Origin of the sequence: Pseudomonas endophytica (genome assembly GCF_001411475.1) — a bacterium.
Lineage (GTDB): Bacteria > Pseudomonadota > Gammaproteobacteria > Pseudomonadales > Pseudomonadaceae > Aquipseudomonas > Aquipseudomonas endophytica.
In genome coordinates, this window is the sequence record NZ_LLWH01000164.1 from 14,290 (window position 1) to 41,023 (window position 26,734).

The 26,734-nt window shown below is 56.0% G+C and carries 23 protein-coding genes; 16 read left to right on the forward strand and 7 right to left on the reverse strand.

Annotated elements, in window-relative coordinates:
• Window positions 1-20: 20 nt before the first annotated feature.
• Both AQS70_RS11445 and AQS70_RS11450 read right to left on the reverse strand, forming a co-directional pair.
• Entirely contained in the window at window positions 21-1,322 is a 1,302-nt protein-coding gene (locus AQS70_RS11445) for an MFS transporter (RefSeq protein ID WP_055102885.1), read from the reverse strand.
• Between the two features lie 35 nt (window positions 1,323-1,357).
• On the reverse strand, window positions 1,358-2,131 hold the full coding sequence (locus tag AQS70_RS11450) for an SDR family NAD(P)-dependent oxidoreductase (RefSeq protein ID WP_055102886.1): 774 nt from the start codon (window positions 2,129-2,131) through the stop codon (window positions 1,358-1,360).
• Between the two features lie 208 nt (window positions 2,132-2,339).
• On the opposite strand from AQS70_RS11450, the gene AQS70_RS11455 reads away from it, so the two are divergent.
• Complete coding sequence (locus tag AQS70_RS11455) at window positions 2,340-3,251, forward strand: LysR family transcriptional regulator (RefSeq protein WP_055102887.1); 912 nt, start codon at window positions 2,340-2,342, stop codon at window positions 3,249-3,251.
• Between the two features lie 148 nt (window positions 3,252-3,399).
• Here AQS70_RS11455 and AQS70_RS11460 read toward each other — a convergent pair whose 3' ends face one another.
• Complete coding sequence (locus tag AQS70_RS11460) at window positions 3,400-3,897, reverse strand: PaaI family thioesterase (protein WP_055102888.1); 498 nt, start codon at window positions 3,895-3,897, stop codon at window positions 3,400-3,402.
• A 200-nt stretch (window positions 3,898-4,097) separates the two neighbouring features.
• Between AQS70_RS11460 and AQS70_RS11465 the strand changes: the two genes are divergently transcribed.
• Window positions 4,098-4,892, forward strand: a complete 795-nt coding sequence (locus AQS70_RS11465) for an SDR family NAD(P)-dependent oxidoreductase (protein WP_055102889.1) — start codon at window positions 4,098-4,100, stop codon at window positions 4,890-4,892.
• 85 nt (window positions 4,893-4,977) lie between these two features.
• Here AQS70_RS11465 and AQS70_RS11470 read toward each other — a convergent pair whose 3' ends face one another.
• Complete coding sequence (locus tag AQS70_RS11470; RefSeq protein ID WP_055102890.1) at window positions 4,978-5,847, reverse strand: isocitrate lyase/PEP mutase family protein; 870 nt, start codon at window positions 5,845-5,847, stop codon at window positions 4,978-4,980.
• A 356-nt stretch (window positions 5,848-6,203) separates the two neighbouring features.
• On the opposite strand from AQS70_RS11470, the gene AQS70_RS11475 reads away from it, so the two are divergent.
• The 4 genes from AQS70_RS11475 to AQS70_RS11490 all read left to right on the forward strand — a co-directional run bounded on the left by AQS70_RS11475 (window position 6,204) and on the right by AQS70_RS11490 (window position 11,161).
• A complete protein-coding gene (locus AQS70_RS11475; RefSeq protein WP_420912351.1) occupies window positions 6,204-8,294 on the forward strand; it encodes an ATP-binding cassette domain-containing protein in 2,091 nt (696 codons plus the stop codon).
• Window positions 8,295-8,314: 20 nt separating this feature from the next.
• Window positions 8,315-9,349, forward strand: coding sequence for an ABC transporter substrate-binding protein (locus tag AQS70_RS11480; RefSeq protein ID WP_055102891.1), 1,035 nt, complete (start codon window positions 8,315-8,317; stop codon window positions 9,347-9,349).
• Window positions 9,349-10,272 carry a homocysteine S-methyltransferase family protein gene (locus AQS70_RS11485; protein ID WP_055102892.1) on the forward strand — a complete coding sequence of 308 codons (924 nt, stop codon included), beginning with the start codon at window positions 9,349-9,351 and terminating at the stop codon, window positions 10,270-10,272. The genes AQS70_RS11480 and AQS70_RS11485 overlap by 1 nt, the downstream gene beginning before the upstream one ends.
• Window positions 10,273-10,387: 115 nt before the next feature.
• On the forward strand, window positions 10,388-11,161 hold the full coding sequence (locus AQS70_RS11490; RefSeq protein ID WP_055102893.1) for an ABC transporter ATP-binding protein: 774 nt from the start codon (window positions 10,388-10,390) through the stop codon (window positions 11,159-11,161).
• A 6-nt stretch (window positions 11,162-11,167) separates the two neighbouring features.
• On the opposite strand, the gene AQS70_RS11495 is transcribed toward AQS70_RS11490, so the two are convergent.
• The 3 genes from AQS70_RS11495 to AQS70_RS11505 all read right to left on the reverse strand — a co-directional run bounded on the left by AQS70_RS11495 (window position 11,168) and on the right by AQS70_RS11505 (window position 14,663).
• Window positions 11,168-11,929 (reverse strand): enoyl-CoA hydratase, encoded by a 762-nt coding sequence (locus AQS70_RS11495; RefSeq protein WP_055102894.1) that lies wholly within the window; start codon window positions 11,927-11,929, stop codon window positions 11,168-11,170.
• 53 nt (window positions 11,930-11,982) lie between these two features.
• Entirely contained in the window at window positions 11,983-12,600 is a 618-nt protein-coding gene (locus AQS70_RS11500) for a cupin domain-containing protein (RefSeq protein ID WP_055102895.1), read from the reverse strand.
• A gap of 101 nt (window positions 12,601-12,701) precedes the next feature.
• Entirely contained in the window at window positions 12,702-14,663 is a 1,962-nt protein-coding gene (locus tag AQS70_RS11505; protein ID WP_055102896.1) for an oxidoreductase, read from the reverse strand.
• Window positions 14,664-14,877: 214 nt separating this feature from the next.
• Here AQS70_RS11505 and AQS70_RS11510 point away from each other — a divergent pair, with 214 nt between their 5' ends.
• From AQS70_RS11510 to AQS70_RS11555, 10 genes are all read left to right on the forward strand, one after another.
• On the forward strand, window positions 14,878-15,927 hold the full coding sequence (locus AQS70_RS11510; protein ID WP_055102897.1) for an ABC transporter substrate-binding protein: 1,050 nt from the start codon (window positions 14,878-14,880) through the stop codon (window positions 15,925-15,927).
• 65 nt (window positions 15,928-15,992) lie between these two features.
• Complete coding sequence (locus AQS70_RS11515) at window positions 15,993-16,766, forward strand: class II aldolase/adducin family protein (protein WP_055102898.1); 774 nt, start codon at window positions 15,993-15,995, stop codon at window positions 16,764-16,766.
• Window positions 16,767-16,855: 89 nt separating this feature from the next.
• Window positions 16,856-17,488 (forward strand): TetR family transcriptional regulator C-terminal domain-containing protein, encoded by a 633-nt coding sequence (locus AQS70_RS11520; RefSeq protein WP_055102899.1) that lies wholly within the window; start codon window positions 16,856-16,858, stop codon window positions 17,486-17,488.
• 105 nt (window positions 17,489-17,593) lie between these two features.
• Window positions 17,594-18,313 (forward strand): response regulator transcription factor, encoded by a 720-nt coding sequence (locus tag AQS70_RS11525; RefSeq protein WP_055102900.1) that lies wholly within the window; start codon window positions 17,594-17,596, stop codon window positions 18,311-18,313.
• A 3-nt stretch (window positions 18,314-18,316) separates the two neighbouring features.
• Complete coding sequence (locus tag AQS70_RS11530) at window positions 18,317-19,093, forward strand: substrate-binding periplasmic protein (RefSeq protein WP_055102901.1); 777 nt, start codon at window positions 18,317-18,319, stop codon at window positions 19,091-19,093.
• Entirely contained in the window at window positions 19,090-21,369 is a 2,280-nt protein-coding gene (locus AQS70_RS11535) for a hybrid sensor histidine kinase/response regulator (protein WP_055102902.1), read from the forward strand. Before AQS70_RS11530 ends, AQS70_RS11535 begins: the two co-directional genes overlap by 4 nt.
• A 211-nt stretch (window positions 21,370-21,580) precedes the next feature.
• Window positions 21,581-22,999, forward strand: coding sequence for an amino acid permease (locus tag AQS70_RS11540; protein ID WP_055102903.1), 1,419 nt, complete (start codon window positions 21,581-21,583; stop codon window positions 22,997-22,999).
• Window positions 23,000-23,254: 255 nt separating this feature from the next.
• Window positions 23,255-24,046, forward strand: coding sequence for an enoyl-CoA hydratase/isomerase family protein (locus AQS70_RS11545; protein WP_055102904.1), 792 nt, complete (start codon window positions 23,255-23,257; stop codon window positions 24,044-24,046).
• 52 nt (window positions 24,047-24,098) lie between these two features.
• On the forward strand, window positions 24,099-25,259 hold the full coding sequence (locus AQS70_RS11550) for an acyl-CoA dehydrogenase family protein (RefSeq protein ID WP_055102905.1): 1,161 nt from the start codon (window positions 24,099-24,101) through the stop codon (window positions 25,257-25,259).
• 13 nt (window positions 25,260-25,272) lie between these two features.
• The coding region (locus tag AQS70_RS11555) for an acetate--CoA ligase family protein (protein ID WP_055102906.1) at window positions 25,273-26,734 on the forward strand (1,462 nt) is incomplete at its 3' end.

The window sequence follows — 26,734 nt, forward strand, 5'->3', positions numbered from 1 at the left end:
AGCGACTGCGGTACATAACGTCAACGACGTATCTTGACCCACGCCATCAATATCGCCGACGACAACACACCTGCGAACATAAAGATGTAAGCCGCGCCCGGATTGCCCGTCAGGCCGATCAGATAGCCGACGATCCATGAACCGACGAAGGCACCCAAGGCTCCGCAAGCGTTAATAAGACCCATCGCGCCACCAAATACATTGCTCGGAAGAATCTCCGGGATTAGCGCGAAAAATGGTCCGTAGGGGGCGTAGAGCGCTGCGCCAGCAAGGGTCAGCAACACAAATGACAGCCAAAAATGCTCAGAGCCCAGTAAGTAAGAGCCTAGAAACGCCAACGCGCCCAGTGCTAGTAGCGGCCAGACAAAGTGTTTGCGCTGCTGTGTTTTGTCCGAGGCCCAGGACACTGCGAGCATCGCAGCCACAGCGGCCACATAGGGCACGGCGCTCAACCAGCCGACGGTGACAATATCAGCCACCGCTGCCTGTTTAATGATGCTCGGGAGCCACATGATGAAGCCGTAGACGCCGATGCTCCATAACGCGTGAACACAGCACAGCTGAATCACCACCGGGCTGGTAAACGCTTGTCGGTAATTACGAACCTGCGCCAGGCCTTTTTGCTCTGCGGCGAGGGTTGCGGCGAGTTGGGCCTTCTCTTGTTGGGTTAGCCAATTGACCTGTTCGGGTTTGTCCCGGGCCATACGCCACCAGACAAAAGCCCAGAGCACCGCCGGTGCCCCCTCGATCACGAACATTTCACGCCAGCCCCACGCTTGGATCAGGTAGCCCGACACTACCGACATCCACAGCACGGTGACCGGGTTACCCAGTACCAAAAAAGTATTGGCCCGTGAGCGTTCCTTGCGGGTGAACCAGTTGCTGATGAAAATCAGCATCGCGGGCATGACGGCGGCTTCAACCACCCCCAAAGAAACCCGAATGAACATCAGCATCGGAATATTAGTGACCAGCCCCGTAGCCATGGCGCAAAAGCCCCACAAAATCAGGCTCCAGAACACCAGTTTGCGCACGCTGTATTTCTGCGCGTAAATCGCTCCTGGTACTTGAAAGAAAAAGTATCCAAGAAAAAACAGGGCGCCGATCAACGACGACATGCCCTTAGTGATACCCAAATCTTGCTCAATACCGGCTGCACTGGCGAAGCCATAGTTGGCTCGGTCCAAGTACGCGAGGCTATAAGTAATGAAAATAATCGGTATCAGGTACAACCAGCGTTTCGGTGCAAAGCCTTTCGCCTTGACCTGCGAGTCACTGCTGGCATGGTCCAGCGGCAGTGCGTGTTCTTTGAGAGTGCTCATGGGGAACCCCTGTTATTGTTTTTTTAGGTGCTGACTTAAACGACGCTGGTCAGCCCTCCATCCACAAACAGCGTCTGACCATTGATGAAGTCTGAAGCCTTGGAGGCGAGGAATACGGCGGCACCGCAGAGCTCTTCGACACGCCCCCAGCGACCGGCAGGCGTGCGTTTGCACAACCATTCGGAAAACGCTTGGTCGTCTACCAAGGCACGGTTCATCTCAGTGGCAAAGTAGCCCGGCGCCAAACCATTGGCCTGAATACCGTGTTGAGCCCATTCAGCACACATGCCTTTAGTGAGCATTTTGACGGCGCCCTTGGAGGCCGCGTACGGAGCAATGCTTGGGCGTGCCAGCTCGCTTTGGACCGAGCAGATATTGATAATTTTGCCGTTGCCGCGCGCAATCATGTGCCGGGCAACGACTTGAGAGACATAGAACACGCCGTCCAGATTGACTCGCATCAAATCGTGCCAATCGTTGGCGTCATAGTGTTCCAGCGCGGCACGGCGTTGAATGCCCGCGTTGTTCACCAGTATGTCGATAGCGCCCGTCCCGGCCTCAAACGTCGTAATTGCATCCACCACTTGCTCGCGGTCAGTGACATCAAACACGGCAAACTCAGCGTGAAGGCCCTCGTCGCGTAATTGGCTGGCAATAGCGCGAGCTTTCTCGATATTCCGATCGTTGATCACCACAGTGGCGCCTGCTGCCCCCAAGCCGCGTGCCAGCTCAAGTCCAATTCCTTTGCCTGAACCGGTAATCAAGGCGCGACGCCCATCCAATCGAAAACTGTTGATAGTGAATGACATGCACAACTCCAGATGTGTGTTACCTCTGCAGTAGCGAGCTTGTCTCGCGAGCTTTTACTGGTTAAAAGATCGCCTGCTCAAGCAGAGGTGTTTTTTGTTTAAGCCACTTCACCTTAGGCACTAAAAAGCGTCCAATTGTCATTGATGATCTTGTGATCAAAAAAAATGATCACCACTCTCCATTAAGCTTTTTAAACAGAGAAATGTATTGGAAATCAAGCACCTGAAGTCATTTGTTATCTTGGCGCACGAGCTTCACTTCGGCCGCGCAGCGCAGCGTTTGTCCATCGTGCAACCGGCCTTGAGCATGCAAATCAAACTGCTTGAAGAAGAGTTGGGCGTTCGCTTGTTTGAGCGAAACCGGCACAGCGTGTTGCTTACGCAAGTTGGTGCACTGTTTTTGCCTGAAGCGCAGGCGACGCTGCACCAGGCCGCCCATGCCGCAGATGTGGCCAAGGCCAGCGGGCGAGGAGAGATAGGTCGCGTGCGTCTTGGCTTTGTCTCATCAGTGTTGCCAGAACTCTTACCGACTCTGGTTCGCACCTTACACGCCCGGTTCCCGCGCATTGAATTGGAACTCAAAGACATGTCAGGCCCGGACCAAGCTAACGCCTTGAAAACCGGCCAATTGGATTTTGGGCTGATGCGTTTACCTGCGGTGATTCCGGGCATCCAAACCCGCGAGGTATTGCAGGAGAGTTTTATCGTCGCGCTGCCAAGCGACCATCCGCTAGCCGAGCTTGAAAGCGTGCCCGCACTCGAGCTGGCCCGCATCCCGGTATTGATCCTTGCGCGACGCTACGCGCCAGGCTTTTACGACGAGCTGATGCAAACGCTGCGCAGCCAAGGTGTAGAGCTGCAAGTCGATTCAGAATTGGGTGAGTTCACCACCATGTTGGCGTTAGTTTCAGCCGGGTTGGGGGTGGGTTTGCTCCCAGTCAATGCGGGTCGAGCGTTACCCACTAACGTGATCTCAAGACCCTTGGACTTGGGTAGCTACAGAGCCACAACCGGCTTGGCTTGGGTGGACTTGAACAGTGCAGTCAAAATGACCGTGTTTAACCTGATCGGTGAGCTGCTGTTTGACTTAGGTATCAATCGCACTACGCCTATCCTGTAGCGCCAGCATCGGTGCCGACACAAAAAATAACAAAGATGAGCTGCAGCAGGCTGCGATCTTTGTTTTGAAGATCAAAAGATCGCGAGCAAGCTAGCTCATAGAAAATATTAAAAAACATAGAGTTATGTAATAAATCTAATCTAAAAAATCAACTTCGATCATGAGCTGCATCGGCTAATTTTTCAGCATCAACGCGCACAAAAATTGAGTCACCCACGGCGGTCAGCACATCACCGGCGTACACCTCGCAGATCACCCGGGTTTTGCGGCTAACGTCGCCATCAACCCAAGCCCGCAAGGTCAGCGTGATCCCCATCGGGGTCGGTTTGATGAACTTAATCGCTAAATTCCCCGTCACGCAGTTGATTCGCGGCAAGCTCGCAGGCAAACGATTTTCTGCTCGATAGTGATACGCCATAGCCGTCCAGTTGGAATGGCAATCCACCAGCATCGCAATCAACCCGCCATACACCAAGTCAGGCCAGCCGCAATATCGAGCGTCAGGTAAGTGCTCTGCGATAACGTGAATACCGTCCTCATGCCAGTAGCTTTTGATGTGTAGACCATGTGGGTTGTTGCTGCCGCATCCATAGCAAACGCCATCGGGCGCTGAGGTGTCTTGCAAGGAAGAAGTGATGGGGGTCATAGCGTGATCGTCCTCATAGGCGTTCAATGGTTGTTGTGACGCTTACGTTAACGTAATGGTCAGTACAGTGCATCGTTTTACCTAAAGACAGCGTTAGGGAAGAGGCGGGAGTCAATCCGCTTTGTTGACGGTCGAACCCAACGTGCGTGTGTTAATGAGCTATCAGCACAGCCCACGATCAATTTTGAGAAGGAAACCTGATGAACATCCAATTCAATAACAAACGCGCGTTGGTAACGGCCTCAACCGGCGGCATTGGTTATGCGATTGCCCATGGGCTGGCCGAGGCGGGCGCTGACATTATTCTCAATGGCCGCAGCATTGAGTCTGTGGCTGAAGCCGTCGCCAAACTGACACAAGCGGTGCCAGGCACTTCGGTACAGGGCATTGCGGCGGATCTGAGCACAGCTGAAGGGGTTGCGACGCTGATACGCGACGCCGGTGAAGTTGATATTTTGGTGAACAATGCAGGTATCTTCGGGCCTCAGGATTTTTATGAGGCCGACGATGAGCTGTGGGACAGCTACTGGCAAACCAATGTGATGTCTGGAGTTCGCTTAAGCCGTGCTTTACTCCCGGCAATGGTCAAAAAAGGCTGGGGCCGAGTGGTGTTCATGTCGTCAGAGTCTGCGCGCAATATTCCAGCGGACATGATTCATTACGGGGTGTCTAAGACCGCCTTGCTGGCGTTGGCGCGCGGTTTGGCCAAGCGCGTCGCAGGCAGTGGAGTCACTGTGAACAGCGTGTTGCCGGGGCCAACACTGTCTGACGGGGTTGCGAACATGCTGAAAGACGAGGTTGAGCGCACGGGTAAAACCCTCGAGTCGGTTGCGACTGCATTCGTTTTACAACAGCGGCCCAGCTCGATCATTCAGCGCGCAGCAACGGTGGAAGAAGTCGCCAACATGGTCGTCTACGTGTGCTCACCTCAAGCGTCGGCGACGACAGGGGCAGCACTGCGAGTAGACGGCGGTGTGGTGGATGACATCGTCTGACGTAGCGCTATAAAAGCGGTCGTTATCCCGCCACCGGTGTTTCAACGTGGCGAGGATGCGACCCTCTGAGCAATCGTCCTCAACATCACTCTTTTACGTCCATGAACTCTTTAGCCCACGCCACGTAATCTTCTGGCTGAGTGTAGGTGTGGGTCAATTCTGTAGCGCTAAGGTTATCTGTGCTGTTAGTCAGGTGTCGCTGCGCGCGCAAGCAGTCGTAGGTGGCTTTAATCGAGGCAAAGTAAGCTGCATGACCGGCTACAACAATACGTACGCCCAAGCTGGCCAAATGTTGGCTGTCGCTGAGTTTCGGGTTGCCGTAGGTCACCAGCATCAATGGAATTGTGAGGTTTTCTGAGATTTTCTCTAGCTGTTCGAAATCATCGACACCCACGAGGCAAATTCCGTCGGCCCCGGCTTTTTCATAAGCCCGTGTACGCTCAATGACCTCTTCGGTCGATAAAACACCTGCGTTGGTTCGCGCGATGATTGAGAGTGCAGGGTCGACCCGCGCTTCAATAGCGGCCTTGACCTTGCCAATACCTTCTTCAACAGAAATAAGATCGGTCGATTTGCGCGAAAATTGCGCCGGTAGCAGGGTGTCCTCAATCGTCAGCGCCGCGACCCCAGCTCGCTCGAGTTCTTCAACGGTGCGCATTACATTCAGCGCGTTGCCGTAGCCGTGGTCAGCATCTGCAATGACAGGCAACTGAGCGACACGGCCGATACGGGTGGCCTGCTCGACGAACTCGCTCAGTGTAATAAGGGCAAAATCGGGGGCTGCCAACACCTGCAGCGATGCCACGGAGCCTCCGAGGATGCCGACCTCAAAGCCTAAGTCTGCTGCGATACGTGCGGACATTGGGTCAAAAACCGACGCTGTTTCAACGCACGCTGGCGTGGAAAGCAATTGACGAAAGTTATTGCGAAGAGCGGTGTGTGACTGCTTGGGCATGATCTTTCCTGTTTCTGGCCATCATCGAAATACGATCTATGCCTATTCGTGGTACTGCGAGACTACCACGCAGCAAAACATAGAAACATGACGTTTCAGAATGGCTCATGCCGAAACTGCATACAGGGCATAGCGCGTGTAGCCGGTGTCGGATGATGTACTGCAGTCGGCGCAACTGTTGGACTACCAACAGTTGTTCAGCATTTTGCTCCCCTAGTCTGTTTAATCCAGAGCAGTAGATTGCCGGTTCCCGCGCATTTACGGGCTCTAAAGGGTTGGCATGTTTGCTGCTATCTCATGGTCAAGCGCCGTGTGGCGAAAGTGGGTGCGCCACAGACATGAGAGGTAGGTTTCAATTGCAGTCAGTCAAACGTCAAACACAAAGAGCCAGCCCATTCGCATCTATTCAAGGAGCAACTGACGCCACTCACCCTCAAACCACGGTTGTAGATTCAAGCGACATCGCTGTGGCGTTCACCGGTGTGACCAAGATCTATGCCGGTGGCAAAGATCGCCAGGCTCATCGCGCCGTAGACGACGTTACGTTGCACATCAAACATGGCGAAATACTCTGCCTGATGGGCAGTTCAGGCAGCGGCAAGTCAACCTTATTGCGTCACGTTAACGGCCTTATCGAGCCCAGTGCAGGCGAGGTATGCGTTGAAGGTCAGCCCATCAGCAGCCTGGACTCAGAAGCGCTGAGAAGTCTTCGCGCCCGTAAAATCGGTATGGTGTTTCAGAACTTCGGTCTGCTGCCGCATCGCACTGTGCGAGACAACGTCGCCTTGCCGTTGTTGTTGCGCGGCGAGTCAGAAGCACTCAGCCATGAAGCGGCGCAAGCGCAATTAGTCGCCGTTGGTTTGCAAGACTGGGCTGAGCGGTTTCCGCATGAACTGTCGGGAGGGATGCAGCAGCGGGTTGGATTGGCCCGTGCACTGGTGAGCAAGCCCGATATTTTGCTAATGGACGAACCCTTCAGTGCGCTGGACCCGACGATTCGCCGAGAGCTGCAAGGGCATTTCCTGCAACTGGTTCGCGAGCGCAACATCACCACGCTGCTGGTCACCCATGACCCCGCAGAAGCCCTGCGCATGGGGGATCGAATCGCGGTGCTGCGCCACGGGCGGCTGATTCAAGTCGGCACCCCAGAACAACTGCTCGAATCGCCCGTTGACGCTGGTGTTGCCAACTTTTTCGATAACAGCCCCAGCGTTGTCAACACAGCGCTGCCGCCTGTTGCACAGCCCGCTACGGCCCAACAAACAGTTAAGCCCAATGCCTCTTCTCACTGGTTGCGCAACCTCTTGCTTGGTCCCGCGAGTGCCGTGACAGTCGCCAGTTCGGGGGTGTTTTGGCTCGGGCTGTTGCTGGAGCTTCTGGCACTCAGTGGGATCGGCAAAGGGCTGATCACACACGACCTGCCTCTTGTCGGGCTTGGTTTTGCGGGTTTGCTCGTCAGTCGCCTGGGGACTCTTTGGCTGATACGGCAAAAAAAATCGCTGCATAAAAACGTGTGGCCAGCGCTCAGCCTGTTGGTGGTCTGTGAAGGTTTAACGTTGTGGTACGCACTGGCGCCTGGCACTCAAAGCATCCTTATTCAGTTTCCGGACAACCGTGACCTGTTTATGTCGGTCGCTAACTTTATTGATGAGGTGATCAGTACCTTACAAGTCCAATTCGAAGGTGCTTTCACGGGGATCATTATTGTTGTACGCACAGTGATCGAAACCGTGGAGGCTGTATTAAGTGGCTTGCCTTGGCCTGTGCTTGCGTTGGTTTTGGTGTTTAGCGCGTGGCGCTCGGCCGGCGTTGTGCTGGCGCTTACCACTGCTTTCGCCGTGGCTTACGTCGGAGTGTTTGGGTTCTGGGAGCGAACTATTTCAACGGTGGCACTGGTTGGCGCATCGGTGCTTTTGTCGCTACTGATAGGGATCCCTATCGGCATCCTTCTGGCCAAAAACGCGGCGGCTAGACGCGTGTTTACACCGTTGTTGGATGTGATGCAGACACTGCCGACGTTTGTGTACTTGATTCCCGCCGTTGCGTTCTTTTCTGTGGGCAAGACGCCTGCGGTGATTGCCACGGTGATCTTTGCGCTGGCACCGATGATCCGGCTGACAACACTGGGGATCCAAGGTGTGCCCAAAGCGGCTGTTGAAGCTGCAGTCGCCCACGGCGCAACGGCCTGGCAGACCCTGACCCAAGTAGAGCTGCCGTTGGCGACCCGATCATTACTGCTGGGCGTCAACCAGACCATTGTGATGAGCCTTTCGATGGTGGTGGTTGCAGCGCTGATTGGCGCTGGCGGCTTGGGCTACGACGTGATGACAGCGTTACGCAACATTAACGGCGGGCAAGGTTTACTGGCAGGTATTGCCATCGTGTTCTGTGCCTTGGTGCCAGACCGCATCATTCAAGCAACATTGAACAAACAGTCTTTTCATTAAGCCTCTGGGGTTAAGCAGTCATGGGTAAATTTAAGTCAAGCACCACCTTAGCGGCTGCCTTTCTTAGCGCGTTGCTTACGGCGGGTACAGCGAGCGCGAAAGAACACATTGTAATCGGCGAGCAGAACTGGACAGGGGCTGTGCTGATTCAGCACATCTTGGGTGACGTTATAAAAACCAGGTTGGATGGCGATGTTTCTTATTTAGCGGGCGATGTGGCCGTTCTGTTTGCCGCGGCCGCTAAAGATAACGGTGCAGTCGATGTACTGGCCGATATCTGGATGCCCAATCAGTCAGCCGCCTGGGCTAAATATGTCGACGGCGGAGCAAAAAATCTGGTGCCGAATAAACCGTATACCGGGGAGCAAGGCTTCTATATCCCAGGCTACCTACAGGATAAGTACAACGTTAAAACCGTTTACGACCTTGCCAAGCCAGAAGTCGCCAAACTGTTCGCGCCAGTGGGCTCTAATAAGGGTGAGTTATTGGTGGGGCCGGCTGGATGGGAGTCAACCTACATTGGCCAGGTAAAAGCCAAGGATTACGGCTTTGCTGACAAGTTCGAGCCTGTGTCCACAGAAGCCTCGGTAACGTATGCCAAGCTTGCGGCCGCTTACAAAGCTCAGCGTGGCGCAGTGTTTTACGCCTATACACCCGACTGGATCTTTTCTGCCTATGATCTGCGCCGCTTAGAAGAGCCCGCTTTTGACGGATATGCCCAAGACAACAAAAAGGGCGATCCGCTGTATAAAGCCGACGGCTGCTGGTACTTCATCAGCCCGACGGTTGACCCTGACTGGCTGAAAAAGAGTCACATCAACTGCGCTTATCCAGATGCCAAAGTCTATGTCTTGAGTGCCCGCTCCCTTGAAAAGCGAGCCCCTCGCATTGCCAAGTTCCTTCAGAACGTAAGCTTCGATACCAAAGACTTGAGCGAATTATTGCGTCAGGTTGAACAAGACAAGCAGCCTGCTGAAACCGTGGCCAGCAACTGGGTCAAAGCCAATGGTACGAAGGTTGATCGCTGGCTCGAGACTCAACAGGAGGCCAATTAATGAGCACTCGCAAGTTGACCCTGCTAGACGGTGGGATGGGCCGTGAACTGGAGCGTAGCGGTGCGCCTTTCCGGCAACCGGAGTGGTCAGCCCTGGCGCTGATAGAGTCGCCCGCCCATGTACTGCAAGCGCACCGGGCATTCATCGACGCTGGCGCTCAGGTCATTACTACTAACAGTTATGCCGTGGTGCCATTCCACATTGGAGAAGAGCGTTTTGCCGCGTCAGGGCAGGCGTTAGCCAGCCTTGCTGGGCGTCTTGCACGCGAAGCGGCCGATCAAACTGAAGGGGTCGCGGTGGCTGGGTCACTGCCGCCTGTTGGCGGCTCGTACCGCCCAGACCTAGTGGATGCGGATCGCTCATTGGAGGTCTTGCAAGAGCTGGTAGGCGGATTGGCAGCGCATGTGGACTTTTGGCTTGCAGAAACGTTAAGCGCATTATCCGAAGCCCATGCCGTAAAAAAGGCGTTGGCCGATGACAACAAACCGTTGTGGCTGTCTTTCACGTTGGCCGATGGACTTGAGTCCGGTGCAGCCCCGCAATTGCGCTCTGGAGAACGCGTCGAAGAGGCGGTAGCGGTGGCACTGAAGTTGGGCGCAAGTGCCTTACTGTTTAACTGCAGCCAGCCCGAAAGCATGGGCGCGGCGATCAAAGAGGCCACACGTGTGTTGGGTGAAAACCCACAGGCGCTACGCCTGGGCGTTTATGCCAACGCCTTCCCGGTGGTTAGCGCAGAAGCCGAAGCCAACTCAACGTTGTTGACGATACGCGCCGACCTTGGGCCTGCGGCTTATCTACAATGGGCCCAGCAGTGGGTTGAGCAGGGTGCCAGTATCGTCGGTGGCTGCTGCGGAATTGGCCCCGAACACATCGCTGAATTGGCAAGCCATTTACAGGACCAAACAACAGCAGCGGTCTACTGAGTTAAAGCCTTGAACGAGTCACTGAAGTGCGTTGACTGCCAAACATCTCGTTGCAATTGAGCGCAAAAATGGGTTAAACCCACGGCACGAACTTACGGTAAATCAAGGCATTTCAATGATCGAATTGAACCAAGTCTGCGCATTCCAACAACAAACGCAGGTCTTCGACCGAGTCTCGCTGAATATTGGTTATAACGAACGCGTTGCTATTCTGGGGCCTAATGGCGCCGGTAAAAGCACCTTGCTAAAACTGATCAACCGCGAGATTTACCCGGTTGAGCGTGAAGGTAGCTACTTGAAACTGTTTGGGGATGAAACCGTGAACCTGTGGGCTTTACGCAGCAAAATCGGTTTCGTTTCCCAAGACATGCAAGAAGATTACACCCCGTATACCTCGGCGCTGGATGTGATTGTTTCTGGCTTCTTTGGCGCCATGGGCGCCCACTCGCACTTGCAAGCCAGTGAAGAGCAAATCGACTTAGCCCGCAGCTTGATGCAGCAATTGGGTAGCGATATTGAAGAGCAACGTATGTTTCAACGCCTCTCCACAGGGCAAAAGCGTCGCTTGCTGTTGGCACGTGCTTTGGTTCACCACCCGCAAGCGTTGATCCTCGACGAACCCACCAGTGGCCTAGACATGGGAGCTAGCTTGAGGTTGCTGTCCTTGATGCGTAATTTCTGTGGCGAGGGCCGTGCAATGATCATCACCACTCACCATATTGACGAGATCATTCCTGAAATCGACCGAGTGATTCTTATCAGTCAAGGCAAGTTAATTGCCGATGGCCCTAAGAGCGAGATTCTAACCAGCGAGAAACTCTCGGCGCTTTACCAAACCGAGCTTCAAGTGTCGCAGAACAATGGTTGGTATCGTTGCTGGCACGCGTAATGAGGCTCAGCCCTTAGCAGCACTGCGTGCCAGCATGGCTTCAAGTAAGGTCTTGGCTTCGGTGCTTTTAAGACGCTCCATAAATAGTAGGTTTTCCCGGCGCAGGGTGTCTTTGAGTTCCTGCAACACAGGTTGTTTGAGCAGGCGCTTTGTGTGCAATAAGGCGTCGCGGGGTAGGGCGATTAATTGCTCTGCGAGTTGCTGTGCCGCGTTCAGGCACTCTGGGCCATCTTCGAATACTTCGTTGGCCAACCCTAGAGCCACCGCTTGTGTGCCATCTAGGCCGTCGCCCCACAGCAATAGTCGCGCCGCTTGGGTATGCCCTATTAGTCTTGGTAGCAGCAGACTTGCGCCGAACTCAGGGCACAGGCCCAAGTTGACGAAGGGCATGCGCAGCTTGGCATTCCGGGTGACCAGAACTTGATCGCAATGCAGCAGCAGGGTCGTACCGATCCCGATGGCTGCGCCGCAGACCGCTGCGATTAAGGGTTTGTCCAGCTGGATTACCGCGTCCATAAAGCGAAAGGCCGGGCTGTTCAGTTGGGTGGGCGGGTCTTGGAGAAAGTCCTTTAGGTCATTACCACTGGTAAAGCACTGTTCGCCGCCGGTGATGATGATGGCCGTGATGCTCGGGTCTTCGCCTGCGGCAAACAACAGGTCGGCCAGTTGGTTGTACATGCCATTGGTGAGGGCATTGAGCTTGTCAGGGCGATTGAGGGTCAGGGTGAGTAGACCGTTGCGCTGATGGCTCTGAATCAGGTCGTTCATAAGGCTGCCTTTTTTATTGGACATGACGGGTTGGAGTGCCGTCTTTTGGGCGCTTAAAAGGTCGGCGGGGTGATGACCCATACCACGACGGCATCGACGTCGCCGGGGTTGCCGTAACGATGGGGCTCTTGGCTGGAAAAGCTGAAACTGTCACCTTCATTGAGCAAAAAATGACGGTCGCTGACCCACAGCTCAAAGCTCCCCGAGAGCAGGAAACCTGCCTCCTCGCCCTCATGGCTGTAGCTCTGTTGGCTATAAGTGCCCGGCGGGAAGCGTGAGTGCAGCATTTCCAGTTGCCGATTGGGCTGCGGGGTCAGTAATTGGTCAACAATGCCGTCCTCGTAATGCACGCTCATGCGGCTGTTTTTACGTACCACGTAGCCATTGTCTTCGGCGGTAGGGCTGGCCTCGCTGGCAAAAAACCATTGGATGGTCACGCCAAGGCTGCGCGCGATATTGAACAACGCCGGTATAGAGGGGTAGGCCAGGTTGCGTTCAAGCTGGCTGATATAACCCGCGGTCAGCTCGCTCAGGCTCGCCAGCCTGGCCAAAGTCATGCCTCGACGTTTACGTAAACCACGAATTCGCGTGCCGAGAAAATGCGGTGCCGGGCCGCCTTCCGGTTTGGCCGGTACGGCGCTACCAGGAGGCAGGTTGCTGCTGTTGCTCATACAGGCTCCGAGCCAATGGTTGGCTGAGCGCGCAAAGCACGCCCATACCTAAAATTTTTACGTCAGCAGTCGCTGGAGAAGGCCCGGAGTATAAAGCAGGCTCAAAGTGCCCAGGCAACCTTCAAGCCCTCATAAATGGCTTCTTCTGCGGTGCGCGGTGCTAAGCAGTCGCCAATCCGGCGAAATTCCACCACCCCTTGCAGTTCAGCCCCCAAGGTGTCCACGGGTTGATGGCCTTGGCACAACACCAGCGTGTCGATGTTTTCAAACAAAATAGGTTCATCGCTGGCGGTGTGCTGCATGTATACCGTGCTGTCATCGCAGCCATAAAGGCGAGCGTATGGGGTGATGGGTATCGCCAAACGGTGCAGTTCGCCTGCCAACTGATCACGCACGTACAACGGCAGACTCTCCCCGCAATGTGTGCCATTCACCGCCAACTGCACTTGATGCCCCGCACGGACCAGACGTTCGGCAATCCCTGGGCCGATCCAGTCACAACGCCAGTCGACGACAAGCACTGAGCGACCGAGTTTGACCTCGTCGCGTAACACCTGCCATGCATCCACTACTTGCAGTTCGCCACCGCGCTCAAAAGCCGGCCAGTAAGGCTCGGCACCGGTGGCCACGATCACCAGATCCGGCTTCTCACGCTCTACCAGTGCACGGTCGACCCGGGTGTTGCGCACCACCTTTACGCCAGCCAGCTCCATCTCTCGTTGCAAGTTGGTGCTGGCACCGCCGAACTCACTGCGCCGGGGCAGGAGGTGAGCCAACAGCACTTGGCCACCCAGTTGTGCGTTGGCTTCGTAGAGCGTGACGTCATGCCCGCGCTGAGCGGCTACTGCCGCGGCTTTCATGCCGGCTGGGCCGCCGCCCGCGATCATGACGCGCTTACGCTCGACTGTCGGTTGCAGGGTGCCGAACATCTGCTCGCGGCCTGTTTCCGGGTGCTGAATACAGGAAATCGGCAATCCTTTGTGAAAGTGCCCGATACACGCCTGATTGCAGGCAATACAGGCGCGCACATCATCGCTACGCCCAGCATCGGTTTTGTTGGGCATTTGCGGGTCGCAGATCAGGGCGCGGGTCATGCCGCACACATCGGCTTGCCCTCGAGCGAGGATGAGTTCGGCTTCTTGAGGCTGGTTGATACGACCAGTTACAAACAGCGGAATAGAGAGGCTGGCTTTGAACGTCCCGGCCTCTTTAGCCAGATACGCGGCTTCGATGGCCATAGGCGGTACGATATGCACCGCTCCGCCCAGAGACGCCGAGGTACCGGCGACCACATGCACATAGTCCACGTTTTGTTGCAGAGACTTAACGGCTGCCAGCGACTCGCTTTCGGTCAGCCCCTGAGGATCGCGTTCGTCGGCGCTGATCCGCAAACCAATGATGAAATGTTCGTCAGTGTTTTGGCGCACAGCTGCAATCACTTCACGCACAAATCGCAGGCGTTGCTCCAGGTCCCCGTTGTAACCGTCGGTTCGCAGGTTGACCCGCGGATTTAGGAATTGCGCGGGCAAGTACCCATGACTGGCCACTACTTCAACACCGTCCAAACCCGCTTGATACAGGCGCCGAGCAGCAGCGCCATAGCCCGCGACGATTTCGTCGATCATCGCTTGGTCTAGCGTGCGCGGCATAACCCGAAAACGTTCATTCGGCACCGAAGACGGCGAATAGGCGACCGCCAGCAGCCCATCGCTAGACTCCATGATTTCCCGCCCCGGATGGAAAATCTGCGAAAGCACCAGCGTGCCATGTGCGTGGCAGGTTTCGGCCAGTTTTCGATAGCCCTCGATGCAGGCATCGTCGGTGGCCATCAGCACATGGGAGGTGTAACGGGCACTGTCATGTACCCCAGCCACTTGCAGCACGATTAGCCCCACACCACCTTCAGCGCGCGCCCGGTGATAGGCAATCAATTGATCATTGACCAAATTGTCAGTTGGCATCGAGGTGTCATGCCCACTGGACATGATCCGATTCTTGAGCTGTTTGCCACGGATCTGCAACGGCTCGAAGAGGTGGGCAAACGCGGGGGTTGAAGTCGGCATGATGCAGTGCTCCAGGCGGGCCGAGGCGAAAAAAGAAGCCAGCTCGGCATTGTTATTATTGCGCTATAGAAATTTACCCTCAGTAAAAAATCAACTTGTTTTTTTAATAAACGTTGAGTAATTTCGAACTGCCCCCTCCAAGGGCTCACCTCACTAACAATAAAAATGGATCACTGCGGCGCTCGCTCAGTGATACCCGTATGAGGAACCACCGATGAAGTCGGATACGCTCAAGCAGGGCTTTTATCCTGTGCTGCTGACCTTGGCCATGGGCTTTGGCAGCGCACAAGCCGCGCCGAACATGGTCGTAGTAGGGTATGGAGGGGCTGGTCAAAAAGCCCAAGATGTGGCGTTCTTCCAACCGTTTAGCGCCGCAGATGGCAACAAATTGATCCAAAGCGAATACAACGGTGAAATGGCCAGAATCAAGGTCATGGTCGACACCGGCAACGTTGATTGGGACGTGGTCCAGATCGAAGCCCCAGACCTGATGCGCGGCTGCGAAGAAGGCATGTACGAGCGCCTCGACTGGAAGGCCATGGGCGGTGACGCAGAGTTGATCCCCGATGCCGCGCAAGAGTGTGGTTCTGCGGCATTGGTGTGGAGCGTGGCCATCGCCTATGACGCAAACAAACTCGCGCAGGCTCCCACTTCGTGGCAAGACTTTTGGGATGTAAAAAAAACCCCCGGCAAACGCGGCCTGCGTAAACGCGCGGTGTACAACCTGGAGTTCGCCTTAATGGCCGACGGCGTTAAAGCCGAAGACGTGTACACGGTGTTAAACACACCCGAGGGCGTTGATCGAGCGTTCGCCAAACTGACAGAGCTCAAACCTTATATCCAGTGGTGGGAGGCGGGCGCACAACCGGCGCAGTGGCTGACGGTGGGTGATGTGGTCATGACCACCACTTACAGTGGGCGCATTGCTGCCGCGGCACAAGGCGGCAGCCCGTTGCGCGTAGTCTGGCCCGGCAGTCTGTATGGCATGGATTATTGGGCAATCATCAAGGGCTCCAACCATGCCGATCAAGCCAAACGCTTTATCGCGTTTACCAATCAGGCCGATGCTCAGGTCAACTACGTCAATCAGATCCCCTACGGCCCGACCAACACCCAAGCGGCGGCTAAATTAGACCCAGAACTGGCAAAGTGGGTGCCGACCACGCCGCAAAACCTCAAAGGGGCGCTGGCAATGGATGTGGCTTTTTGGGTTGACCATGGCGAAGAGCTAGAAGAGCGCTTTAATGCATGGGCCTCAAAGTAGCGTTGAATGGCTGGGCGTCTTAGGGCGCCCAGCTTTTTTACCCGCCCCACACGGAGATTGCCTGCATGAGCGTAAAGAATGATCCCGCGAGCCCGGAACAACGCTTGCGTGAGGAATTGGCCGCCTGTTATCGGCTGATTGCGCATTTTCGGATGAGCGACCTGATCTTTACTCATATTTCAGTGCGACTGCCCGGGCCTGAGCATCACTTTCTGATCAACCCATATGGGCTGATGTTCGATGAAATCACCGCCTCCAATCTGGTGAAGATCGACCTCAACGGGCAAGCAGTAGAAGCGTCGCCTTATCCGGTTAACCCGGCGGGTTTTGTGATCCACAGCGCCATACATGGCGCCCGCGACGATGCGCAATGCGTGCTGCATACCCACACCAAGGCCGGTTGCGCCGTAGCCGCATTAAAGTGTGGGCTATTGCCGGTCAATCAGATCTCCATGGAGTTTTATGGCCGTGTGGCTTATCACGACTATGAAGGGATTGCCCTGGATCTTGCCGAGCAGCAACGCTTGATAAGGGACTTGGGCGATAAATCGGTTTTGATCCTGCGCAACCACGGTTTACTGACGGTTGGAGAAACCGTGGGTCAGGCTTTTCTGCGGATGTACTACTTGGAAAAAGCCTGTGAAATTCAACTCGCGGCCCAAGCCAGTGGCGAAGTACTGTTGCCGCCTGCGACCGTTTGCGCGCACACCGAACGACAATTCAATGAACCGAGTCGCCCATTGCAAGAGGGTGAACTCAGCGACCCAGACGGCATGGCGTTAGCGTGGTCTGCTTTATTGCGCCTGCTAGACCGAGTTGCCCCAGATTACAAAGGCTGAATCTGCCGGGTGCGTGAATCCTCGTAGGGGCTGTTGTACAGTCGCCATGGCCACTGCCGCCAAACGATGGATTTTAGGAGTTTGACCCCATGAATCAGCCCGCGCGTTTTTCCCGAATGGAGCCTGAGTTGCGCAAGGCTAATTTGATCGAGGCGACTCTGGTATGTCTCAAACGATACGGTTTTCAGGGGGCGTCGATTCGCAAAATCTCAGCTGAAGCCGGGGTTTCGGTCGGGTTAATCAGCCACCATTATTCCGGCAAGGACGAATTGGTCGCCCAAGCCTATAACGCAATCACCGGGCGGGTGATGGGGCTTCTGCGTGAGGCCATGGCCCAAGCCTCATCGAGTGCCCGTGAACGGTTTTCAGCGTTTTTTCGAGCCTCGTTTTCAGATGACATGCTCGACCCGCAGCTGTTAGATGCTTGGCTGGCGTTTTGGGGCGCGATGAAAACCGCTGAAGCCATCAACTTGGCCCACGACCGTTCCTATGGCGAATACCGCGACGAACTACGCAATATTTTGAACGATCTGGCGATTGAAGCGGGCTGGCAAGCCTTTGATGCCGACCTTGCGGCCATTGCGTTAAGCGCGCTGCTTGACGGCTTATGGCTGGAGTCAGGGCTTAATCCCGGCACGTTTACCCCCGCGCAAGGGATTGTGATGTGCGAAGCCTGGGTCGACGGTTTGCAAGCCGGCGGTCATCAACGTTTCCGGCGGTAACGTGAGGGGCTGTTGATCGTTTGTTCAGCAATGGCTAATCTCTAGCCCTGATGCAAAATAATTCTAATAAGAATGTGCCTACTGGCACTGGCAGGACTTCAAGCGATGACTACTCGGGTACTGATCGTCGACGACGATCCGCTGATTCGCGAACTTCTAGATGCTTACCTCTCGCAAGAAGGCTATGAAGTCCATTGCGCCGCCACGGCGGAGCTGGCAGAGAGCTTTTTGGCCGCCAATACGGTCGATTTGGTGATGCTCGATATTCGTCTTCCCGGCAAAGACGGTCTGACCTTGACTCGCGAGCTACGGGTGCGCTCAGAGGTCGGGATCATTCTGATTACTGGGCGCAATGATGAAGTCGATCTGATTGTCGGCCTAGAATGCGGGGCCGATGACTACGTGGTTAAACCCCTCAACCCACGTGAGTTGGTCTCTCGGACCAAAAATTTGGTGCGTCGAGTACGCCATGCACAACAGCATACCTCCAGCACTACGCTGGCGCGCCAGCAGATCAAACACTTCGCTGACTGGACCCTGGACACTGATCGTCGACGCCTGATTGATCCTGCCGGTGGCGAGACATTACTGACCCACGGCGAGTATCAATTGCTCAACGTGTTTCTACGCAACAGCGGCCATACCTTAAGTCGCGATCAATTGATGGATCAGATTCGCAACCGCGAGTGGGTGCCCAGTGACCGTTCGATTGACGTGCTGGTTGGGCGCTTACGGCGCAAGTTGCACGACGACCCCGCCGAGCCGCAACTGATCATCACCATCCACGGCGCCGGGTATTTGTTTACCGCCAGCGTCGCAGCCTGACCTATGTGGCTGCGCAGGGTCGGGCTGCTGATAGCGCTCACGGGGGCGGGTACAGCAGCAGCCCAACCCATTCGTTATTGCGATTATCCGGTCTACCCGCCGATCTCTTGGAGCGACGGCAAGCAGGTACGTGGTCTTGCGCCGACCGTGGTTAAACATTTGTTTGGCCGCTTAGGCTACGAGGTTGAGATTGTGGTGCTGGGTAACTGGAAGCGTTGTTTGCTGGACGCGGCAGAAGGCCGGGTCGATGTCGTGTTGGCTTACAGCACCACGCAACGTGAGCAAAGCATGCGTTTCTCGACCGTACCGGTATTACGCGAAGAAGTTGCCGTGTTTGTTAATCGCCAGCACCCGGTCACCTTTGAGCACCTCGAAGATCTTGCGCACTATCGCGGCGGTCTGTTGTTTGGTGAAAGCTACGGCCTGGGCTTTGATCGCTTTGTCACTCAGCATGGCAACATCGAGTGGGTGTCCAACAGTGAACAGAATTTCGGTAAGTTGATTCGCGGGCGTATTGACTTCATTACCCACGAACGGCGCACCGGGCAGTTGTACGTCGAACACTTGCCCGGCGCTGCTGAGATTCAAGCGCTGCCTCGCTCATTGAGCGTCGACTACTTGCGCATCGCGGTGTCCCGCCATTCACGACTGGCCGAACAGATGCCCGACATTGACGCGCAACTGCAGCGAATGGTAGACACCGGCGAGGTTGAGCGCTGGCTGCAAGAAAGCGAAAGCACGTACCGAGACATGGTGAACTTGCCAGCGGGTGCCCGATGAAAGGCCCTCGATCGAGCGGTTTGTTGCGTCGTTTATTGCTTTTTATTCTGCTGTTCAGCCTGTGTTTCACCATTCTGGCCAGCGGTGTGCAGTTGTATTTTGAGTACCGTCGGGAAATGCGTGACATCGACTCGGGCATGGAGCTGATTCGCGCTGGGTACTTGGCCAGCCTTGAGCGCAGTGTCTGGGACCTGAACCAAGAACAATTGAATGTTCAATTACGAGGTTTGGTGGACTTCTCTGATGTGGCCAGGGTGCGTTTGCTTAGCCCTGATTTTGAGCTGATCCAAGGCGAAAAAACGCCCATCGGTCCGCTGCGCATCGAGCGTTTCGAGCTCACGTATCAACCGCCAACCGGTGAGCGACGGCATCTGGGGGAGTTGGAAGTCAGTATCGACCTAGGCGCGGTTTACCATCGGCTTTACACCACCGGGTTGGCCAGTTTGCTATGGATGAGCGTGTTTCTATGTGGTCTAGCCGTCGCGCTGTCGGGCTTGTTCTATCGCTTAGTGACCCGGCATTTGCAGGTGATGGCAGATTTTGCTCGACGGGTTGCCGAAGGTGATTTGCACAAACCGTTACAACTGCACAAAAGCCGCGCTCGCCACGAAGATGAAATCGACACCGTGGCCCACGCGCTGGATGACATGCGGCGGGCGATTCTCAATGATCTTCACCAGCGTGAGGTCGACCGACTGGCCTTACAAGACAATCGCGATCAGTTGCAAAAATTGGTCGAGCGGCGCACCGCCAGCCTGCAACGTGCCAAAGAAGAGGCCGAGGCGGCCAACCTCGCCAAGTCACGCTTCCTTGCCACCATGAGCCATGAATTGCGAACGCCCCTCAACGGTATTCTTGGCATGGCCGAGCTACTGCGTGGAGCGCCGCTGGATGAACGCGACAGCAAACGCCTAGAAGCTTTGTACAAGGCGGGCGATGGGTTGCTGACCATGCTCAATGAAGTGTTGTATTTTGCCCGTTTGGAAGAAGGCGAAAGCCACCCGGAGTTGGTCCATTTCTCGCTGGCACAGCTGATCGACCAAGTGCTGACGTTATTGGAGCCGAGGGCGATGAGTAACGGCACGCAACTGCACGCGCACGTTGATCCACGCGTGGTAGACCGCTGCTACGGCGCCGAACAATTTATTCGTCAGGTGCTTAGCAACTTGTTGGCCAATGCCATCAAGTTCACCAACGCCGGGCACATAACCATTGACGTTGCACGGTTGCCGCTGGATAACAGCGAGCAGCGCGACACACAGTCAACCACCCAGCGCTTGCGGGTGAGCGTGACCGATAACGGCATTGGTATCGCCAGTGCGTCACAGCAAAAAATCTTCGAGCGTTTTACCCAAGCCAGTGAAGACGTGGCCCAGCGCTATGGCGGCAGCGGGCTCGGCTTGGCTATCAGTAAGCAGTTGGTGGAATTGCTGGGCGGGCGCATCGGTGTCGACAGCCAAGAGGGTCAGGGTAGCTGCTTTTGGTTCGAGCTTAGCCTGCAACCCGCCTTAGCCGATGGTGAGATCCCTCAAGTGTCTGCCCCAGAGCAAGCACTGAACATTCTTGTGGTTGAAGACATGGCGTTGAACCGCGAAGTCGCCAGCGGCTTGCTTGAGCGCGACGGGCATCAGGTCAGTCTGGCCGAAGATGCCGAGCAGGCGTTAGTCCTGTGCCGGCGCCAGACGTTTGAACTGCTGTTGCTCGACGTTCACCTGCCGGGCATGAGCGGGATCGAACTGTGTCGTCTGATCCGTCGTACCCCAGGGCCCAATCAGCACACTCGGATCATTGCGCTGACTGCCAGTGTGCAACCTGCCCAAGTCAGCCACTATTTAGACGCGGGCATGCAAGGCATTCTTACCAAACCATTGAAGCTTGAACAGTTGCGCCAAGCCCTGGCGGGTGACTCGCTGACACCCGCGTCTGCGCCGCAGCATCACGCAGTCGACTGGGCGCTGCTCGACACGCATCGCACCTTGCTCGGTGAGCAAAAACTGTTGGGCCTGTTGAGCACCTTGCGTCAGTCGATTGCCCAACATCACAAAGCGCTAACAGAAGCGATTCAAGCGGATGACTGCACAGAAGTCGCGCATCAGGCTCATCGGCTGGCAGGGAGCAGCGATTCGCTGGGGTTCACTGCTTTAGCCCGCGCGCTAAGGACGATGGAAACGGCTGCGTTAATCAACGATAGCGCGGCGATACACCGGCAATTGCCAGTCTTCCTTGAGGCGCTTGAGCACACCCAGGCGGTGCTGGAAGGCTTATTGCAGCGCTGACGTACAGGTTTGTTACGACTTAGTACATCTTTGATCCTGATCTACAACTCGACCTTACATGGCTTTCCAATAATCGAGATAACCGCTCTGGACGCGGTCTTCGAAGCTTATTGGAGATAATAATAATGAACTGCCGTAAAGCTGATCCCTCACTGCATGACAGCCTCATGTCATGCCTCGCACACCTCGCCCAGTCTTGAGAGGTGCTGCTATGAACGAATCCAACGAACGTAAAGGCATACAACTGACCCGCGCTTTAAAAAGCCGTCATCTTTTCATGTTGTCCTTAGGCGGGGTTATCGGCACCGGGTTGTTTATGGGCTCGGGTGTGACCATCAACCAAGGCGGGCCGATGGGCGCTGTGTTGGCTTATTTGGTCGCCGGTTTACTGATGTATCTGGTGATGGTTTGCCTTGGCGAACTGTCAGTGCAGATGCCCGTTTCAGGCTCTTTTCAAGCACACGCGACTAAATACATCGGGCCCGCCACCGGTTTTATGATCGGCTGGGTGTACTGGATGAGCTGGGCGACTACCGTGGGTTTGGAGTTCACCGCGGCAGGCATGTTGATGGTGCGCTGGTTCCCGGATGTGCCGATTTGGTATTGGTCCGGGCTGTTTATCGTTGTGCTGTTTGGGTTGAATGCGATGGCAACCCGTGCTTTTGGCGAGGCCGAATACTGGTTTTCGGGGATTAAAGTAGCGGCCATTCTGGGCTTTATCGTGGTCGGCCTGTTGGTGATCTTCGGCGCAATGCCGCTGGCCAATGGTGACCCGGCGCCGATGATGAGCAACTTGATCGGCGACTCACTGTTCCCCAACGGTATATCGGCGGTGTTCGCCGTGATGATGACTGTAGTCTATGCCTTTCAGGGCTGTGAAATCATGGGCGTGGCGGCAGGCGAAACCGCAAACCCGGAAAAGAGCATCCCCAAGGCGGTACGCAACGTTGTATTTCGCGTGCTGATCTTCTATGTGCTGGCGATTATTGTGCTGTCGGCCATCGTTCCGTGGGAGCAGGCTGGCCTGATGGAAAGCCCGTTCGTTCAGGTGTTTGACATGGTCGGCATCCCTTACGCGGCCGACCTGATGAACTTCGTGATTTTGACCGCGATCCTGTCGGTGGGGAACTCGGGCTTGTACGCCTCGACGCGGATCCTGTGGGCCATGTCCAAAACCGGTATGGCGCCCAAAGCGCTGTCGCCTCTGAGCTCACGCGGCGTGCCATTACGCGCCCTGAGCATCACGCTGTGCTTTGCGCTGTTGTCACTGATGACCAGCTTTATCGCGGCTGACACGCTGTTTATGGTGTTAATGGCCGTGAGCGGTATGTCGGGCACCGTGACGTGGATCGTGATTGCCTTGGCGCAGTATAAATTCCGCCGCGCTCACATCCGCGATGGCGGCAAGGTCAGTGACTTGAAATACCGCGCACCGCTATTCCCTTACATCCCGCTACTGTGCATCGCCTTGTGCTGCTCGCTGTTCTTCTTTTTAGCACTGGATGAAACACAGCGTCCGTCGCTGTATTGGGGCTTTGGGTTTATCGCCATTTGCTATGCCGCGTACTTCTTGATCCAGCGCAAACGTGGCCGCGAGCTCAGTCAAGCAGAGGCTCTGTCACAGGTTTAAGCCAGCACCGCAGGCGCGCTAATCGGCGCGCCTGCGGTGTTTTGTGAGGCCTGTAGGCAGTTGTTTAAAGATGTAACAGCTTTGCCGTCAGGCCGCCTGATAATCAGAATAAGTCTATTAAATTCAATCACTTGAAGATGTTAACGATCTGTTACAGCTCGTTCGGGCGAGGATTGTCGTCTTACTGAACACTCGTTTAGCATGGTGCTTAATAGGTCTTCCCCTCATACCAAACACAACTATTAGAGGACGCGTATGTCGACTCACTCTTCACTGCTCAGTCAGGTTGAAGCAGGCGTGGCCTGGATCACCCTCAATCGGCCAGCGCAGCGCAATGCGCTGGACATCCCGACCCTAAAAAATCTGCATACCTTGCTTGATCACTATGAGGTTGACCCCGCTGTGCGGGTCATTGTGCTGACCGGCACTGGCCGCAGTTTTTGCGCCGGGGCTGATTTGGCCGAATGGGCTGAGGCCGAGGCACGCGGCGCACTGGAAACCTACGGCTGGACACAAACCGCCCATGCCTTGATGAACCGTTTGTACAGCCTGAATAAACCCACCCTCGCGGCCATCAACGGCACGGCGGTGGGTGCTGGGATGGATTTGACCCTGTGTTGCGATGTGCGCCTCGCCGCGCAGTCGGCACGCTTTAAGGCCGGATACACCAGCATGGCCTATTCACCCGATGCGGGTGCCAGTTGGCATTTGCCACGCCTGATCGGCAGCGAACAGGCCAAGCGTCTGTTGTTTCTCGATGAACTCTGGAGTGCTGACCGCGCATTGGCTGCCGGGTTGGTCAGCGAAGTGTGTGCCGACGAGCAATTGCTGAGCACGGCGGGCGAATTGGCAGCCCGTTTGGCCAGTGGCCCGACATTCGCCTTTGCCCAAACCAAACAACTCATGCGCGAAGGCGCAGAACGCAGCTTGGCGGAGCAATTGAACGCGGAGCTGGCGGCCGGTTTGCTGTGTGGCCGCAGTGAAGATGGCGCTGAAGCCTTGCGGGCGGTGATGGAAAAGCGCGCGCCGGTTTTCACCGGCCAATAAACACCCACCTCACAACGTCCTCGTAGCCCGTTATTGAAGAGCAGGTAGTGCCATGAATTTCCAACTGACCCAAGAACAAGAAATGTTGGTGGATGCGGTTCGCAGTTTTGTCGCCAAAGAGCTGTTACCCCATGAAGAGGCCGTGGATCGTGCTGATGAAGTGTCCCCGGAGCTCGCCGCGCAGATCCGGGGTAAGGCGCTGGCAGCCGGTTTTTACGCGTTTAACATGCCCGAAGAAGTCGGTGGCGGTGGGCTTGATTACCTGTCACAAGCGCTGATCGAGCGTGAGCTGTCAAAAGTCTCGTGGGCGCTGCATGTGTTCGTCGCACGCCCATCGAAAATCCTCATGGCATGCAAAGGCCAGCAGGTCGAAGACTACTTGCTGCCCTGCATCAATGGCGAAAAGACCGACTGCTTTGCACTGACCGAACCGGGCGCAGGCTCAGATGCCAACGCCATCAAAACCCGTGCAGTCAGAGACGCTGATGACTTTGTGCTGAATGGCAACAAGCACTTCATCAGCCACGCCGGGCATGCGGATTTCGCCATTGTGTTCGCGGTCACTGACACCTATGAACACAACGGTCGCCAACGCAACGCCGTAACCTCGTTTTTGGTTGACCGCAACACCCCGGGGATGACCATTCGCCGGGGGCCTAAGTGCGTGAGCAACCGTGGTTATCACACCTACGAAATGTTCTTTGACGATTGCCGAGTACCAGCCTCAAAAGTCCTCGGTGAAGTGGGTAAGGGCTGGGAGGTGGCCAACGCTTGGCTGACCGCAGGGCGTGTGATGGTTGCGGCTAACTGCATCGGTCAGGCCCAGCGGGCGCTGGACGCCTCTTTGCAATGGGCGGCAGACCGTAAGCAATTTGGCCAGCCCATCGGCAGTTTTCAAGGGGTGTCGTTCAAGTTGGCGGACATGGCGACACAGATTCGTGCAGCCGAATTGATGACCCTGCACACGGCCTGGAAAATGGATCAAGGCACGATGACCGATGGCGAAGCCGGGATGGCCAAGTTGTTTGCCAGTGAAGTGTTGGGGCGCGTGGCGGACGAGGCCGTGCAAATTTACGGCGGCATGGGGCTGATGGACGAAGGTCCGGTGGAGCGGATTTGGCGTAACGCGCGCATCGAGCGGATCTGGGAAGGCACCTCGGAAATTCAGCGGCACATCATTTCCCGCGAATTGCTGCGGCCGCTGTTGCGCTGATCGGAGAACGCCCATGTCTGAACACATTCGCAACAACCTCAAGCGCCTGCTTGCGCCTCGTCATCTGGCGTTTATCGGAGGGCGCAGCATGGCGCGGGCGCTCAAGCGCTGCGCTGAAGGTGGGTATCAGGGCCAGATGTGGCTCATTAACCCGCAGCACGATAGCCTTGAAGGCGTGCCCTGTGTGCGCAGTGTCGACGCGCTGCCTTGCGGCCCAGACGCGGTATTTATTGCCACCCACCGTGAGCAAACCTTGGTCAGCGTGGCTGAACTGGCGGCCAAGGGCGCGGGCGGCGCTATTTGCTATGCATCAGGCTTTGCTGAAACGGGTGCACACGGCCACGCTCTGCAAGAGCAGTTACTGGCGGCGGCAGGCGACATGGCCGTGCTCGGGCCTAACTGTTACGGCGTCCTTGACTACCTGCACAGCTGTGCGCTGTGGCCCGTCGCACATGGCGGCAAAACGGTGGAGCGGGGCGTTGCAGTGCTGACGCAAAGCGGTAACTTTGCTTACAACCTGTCCATGAGTGACCGCTCGCTGCCAGTCGCTTATATGGCTTCAGTGGGCAATCAGGCGCAGGTGGGCATCGCAGAGTTAATGGATGTGTTGCTCGATGAGCCGCGTGTCACGGCCATCGGGCTTCACCTAGAAGGGCTTAAGAACGTGCCCGGGTTCGCCCGGGCAGCCCACAAAGCGCTGCAAAAGGGGATTCCGATTATTGCGCTGAAAACCGGGGTGTCGCAGATCGGCGCTGAGCTAGCGTTGAGCCACACCAGCTCATTGGCCGGCTCCGATGCGTTATACGACAGCCTTTTCAACCGCCTTGGAGTGATTCGCGTCAGCGGGCCAGTGAGTTTTGTTGAAACCTTAAAAGCCGCCGCCTGTGGCAATTTACCGGCGGGTAACCGTCTGATGGCCTTGGCCTGCTCTGGCGGGGATGCCGGGCTGATTGCCGACTACGCCGAAACCAATGCGTTGTGCCTGCAACCCTTGCAGCAAAACCAGCAGCACGCGCTGGCTAAGATCCTGCCCAGCTACGCCAATCTGGTGAACCCGCTGGATTTCACCACCGCAATCTGGGGCGACCGCGACGCGTTGGACACGATGCTCGACAGCGCTCTGTGCACTGAAGCCGATGCGGCGATGTTGGTGCTGGATTACCCGGCCGAGGCCACGGGCGAGCGCAAAGAATGTGACCTGCTGCTGGAGCTGTACTGCGCCGCGTTGAAACGCCACGGCAAGACTGGCTTCGTCACCTCTGCTTTCCCCGAACTGCTGCCTGCCAGTGCCCGAGAACGTCTGCATGCATTGGGTGTACCAGCGTTGCAGGGTGTGGAAGATGGGCTGGCCGCGTGGGGCCGGATTGCCGGTTATCAGCGCAACCGCCACGCCTTACTGGCGCTGGGTGAGTCCGCGCGGGTACCGCTTTGCCCGCAGGCGCTGACAGGCGAAGGGCAAGTGCTGGATGAGTGGC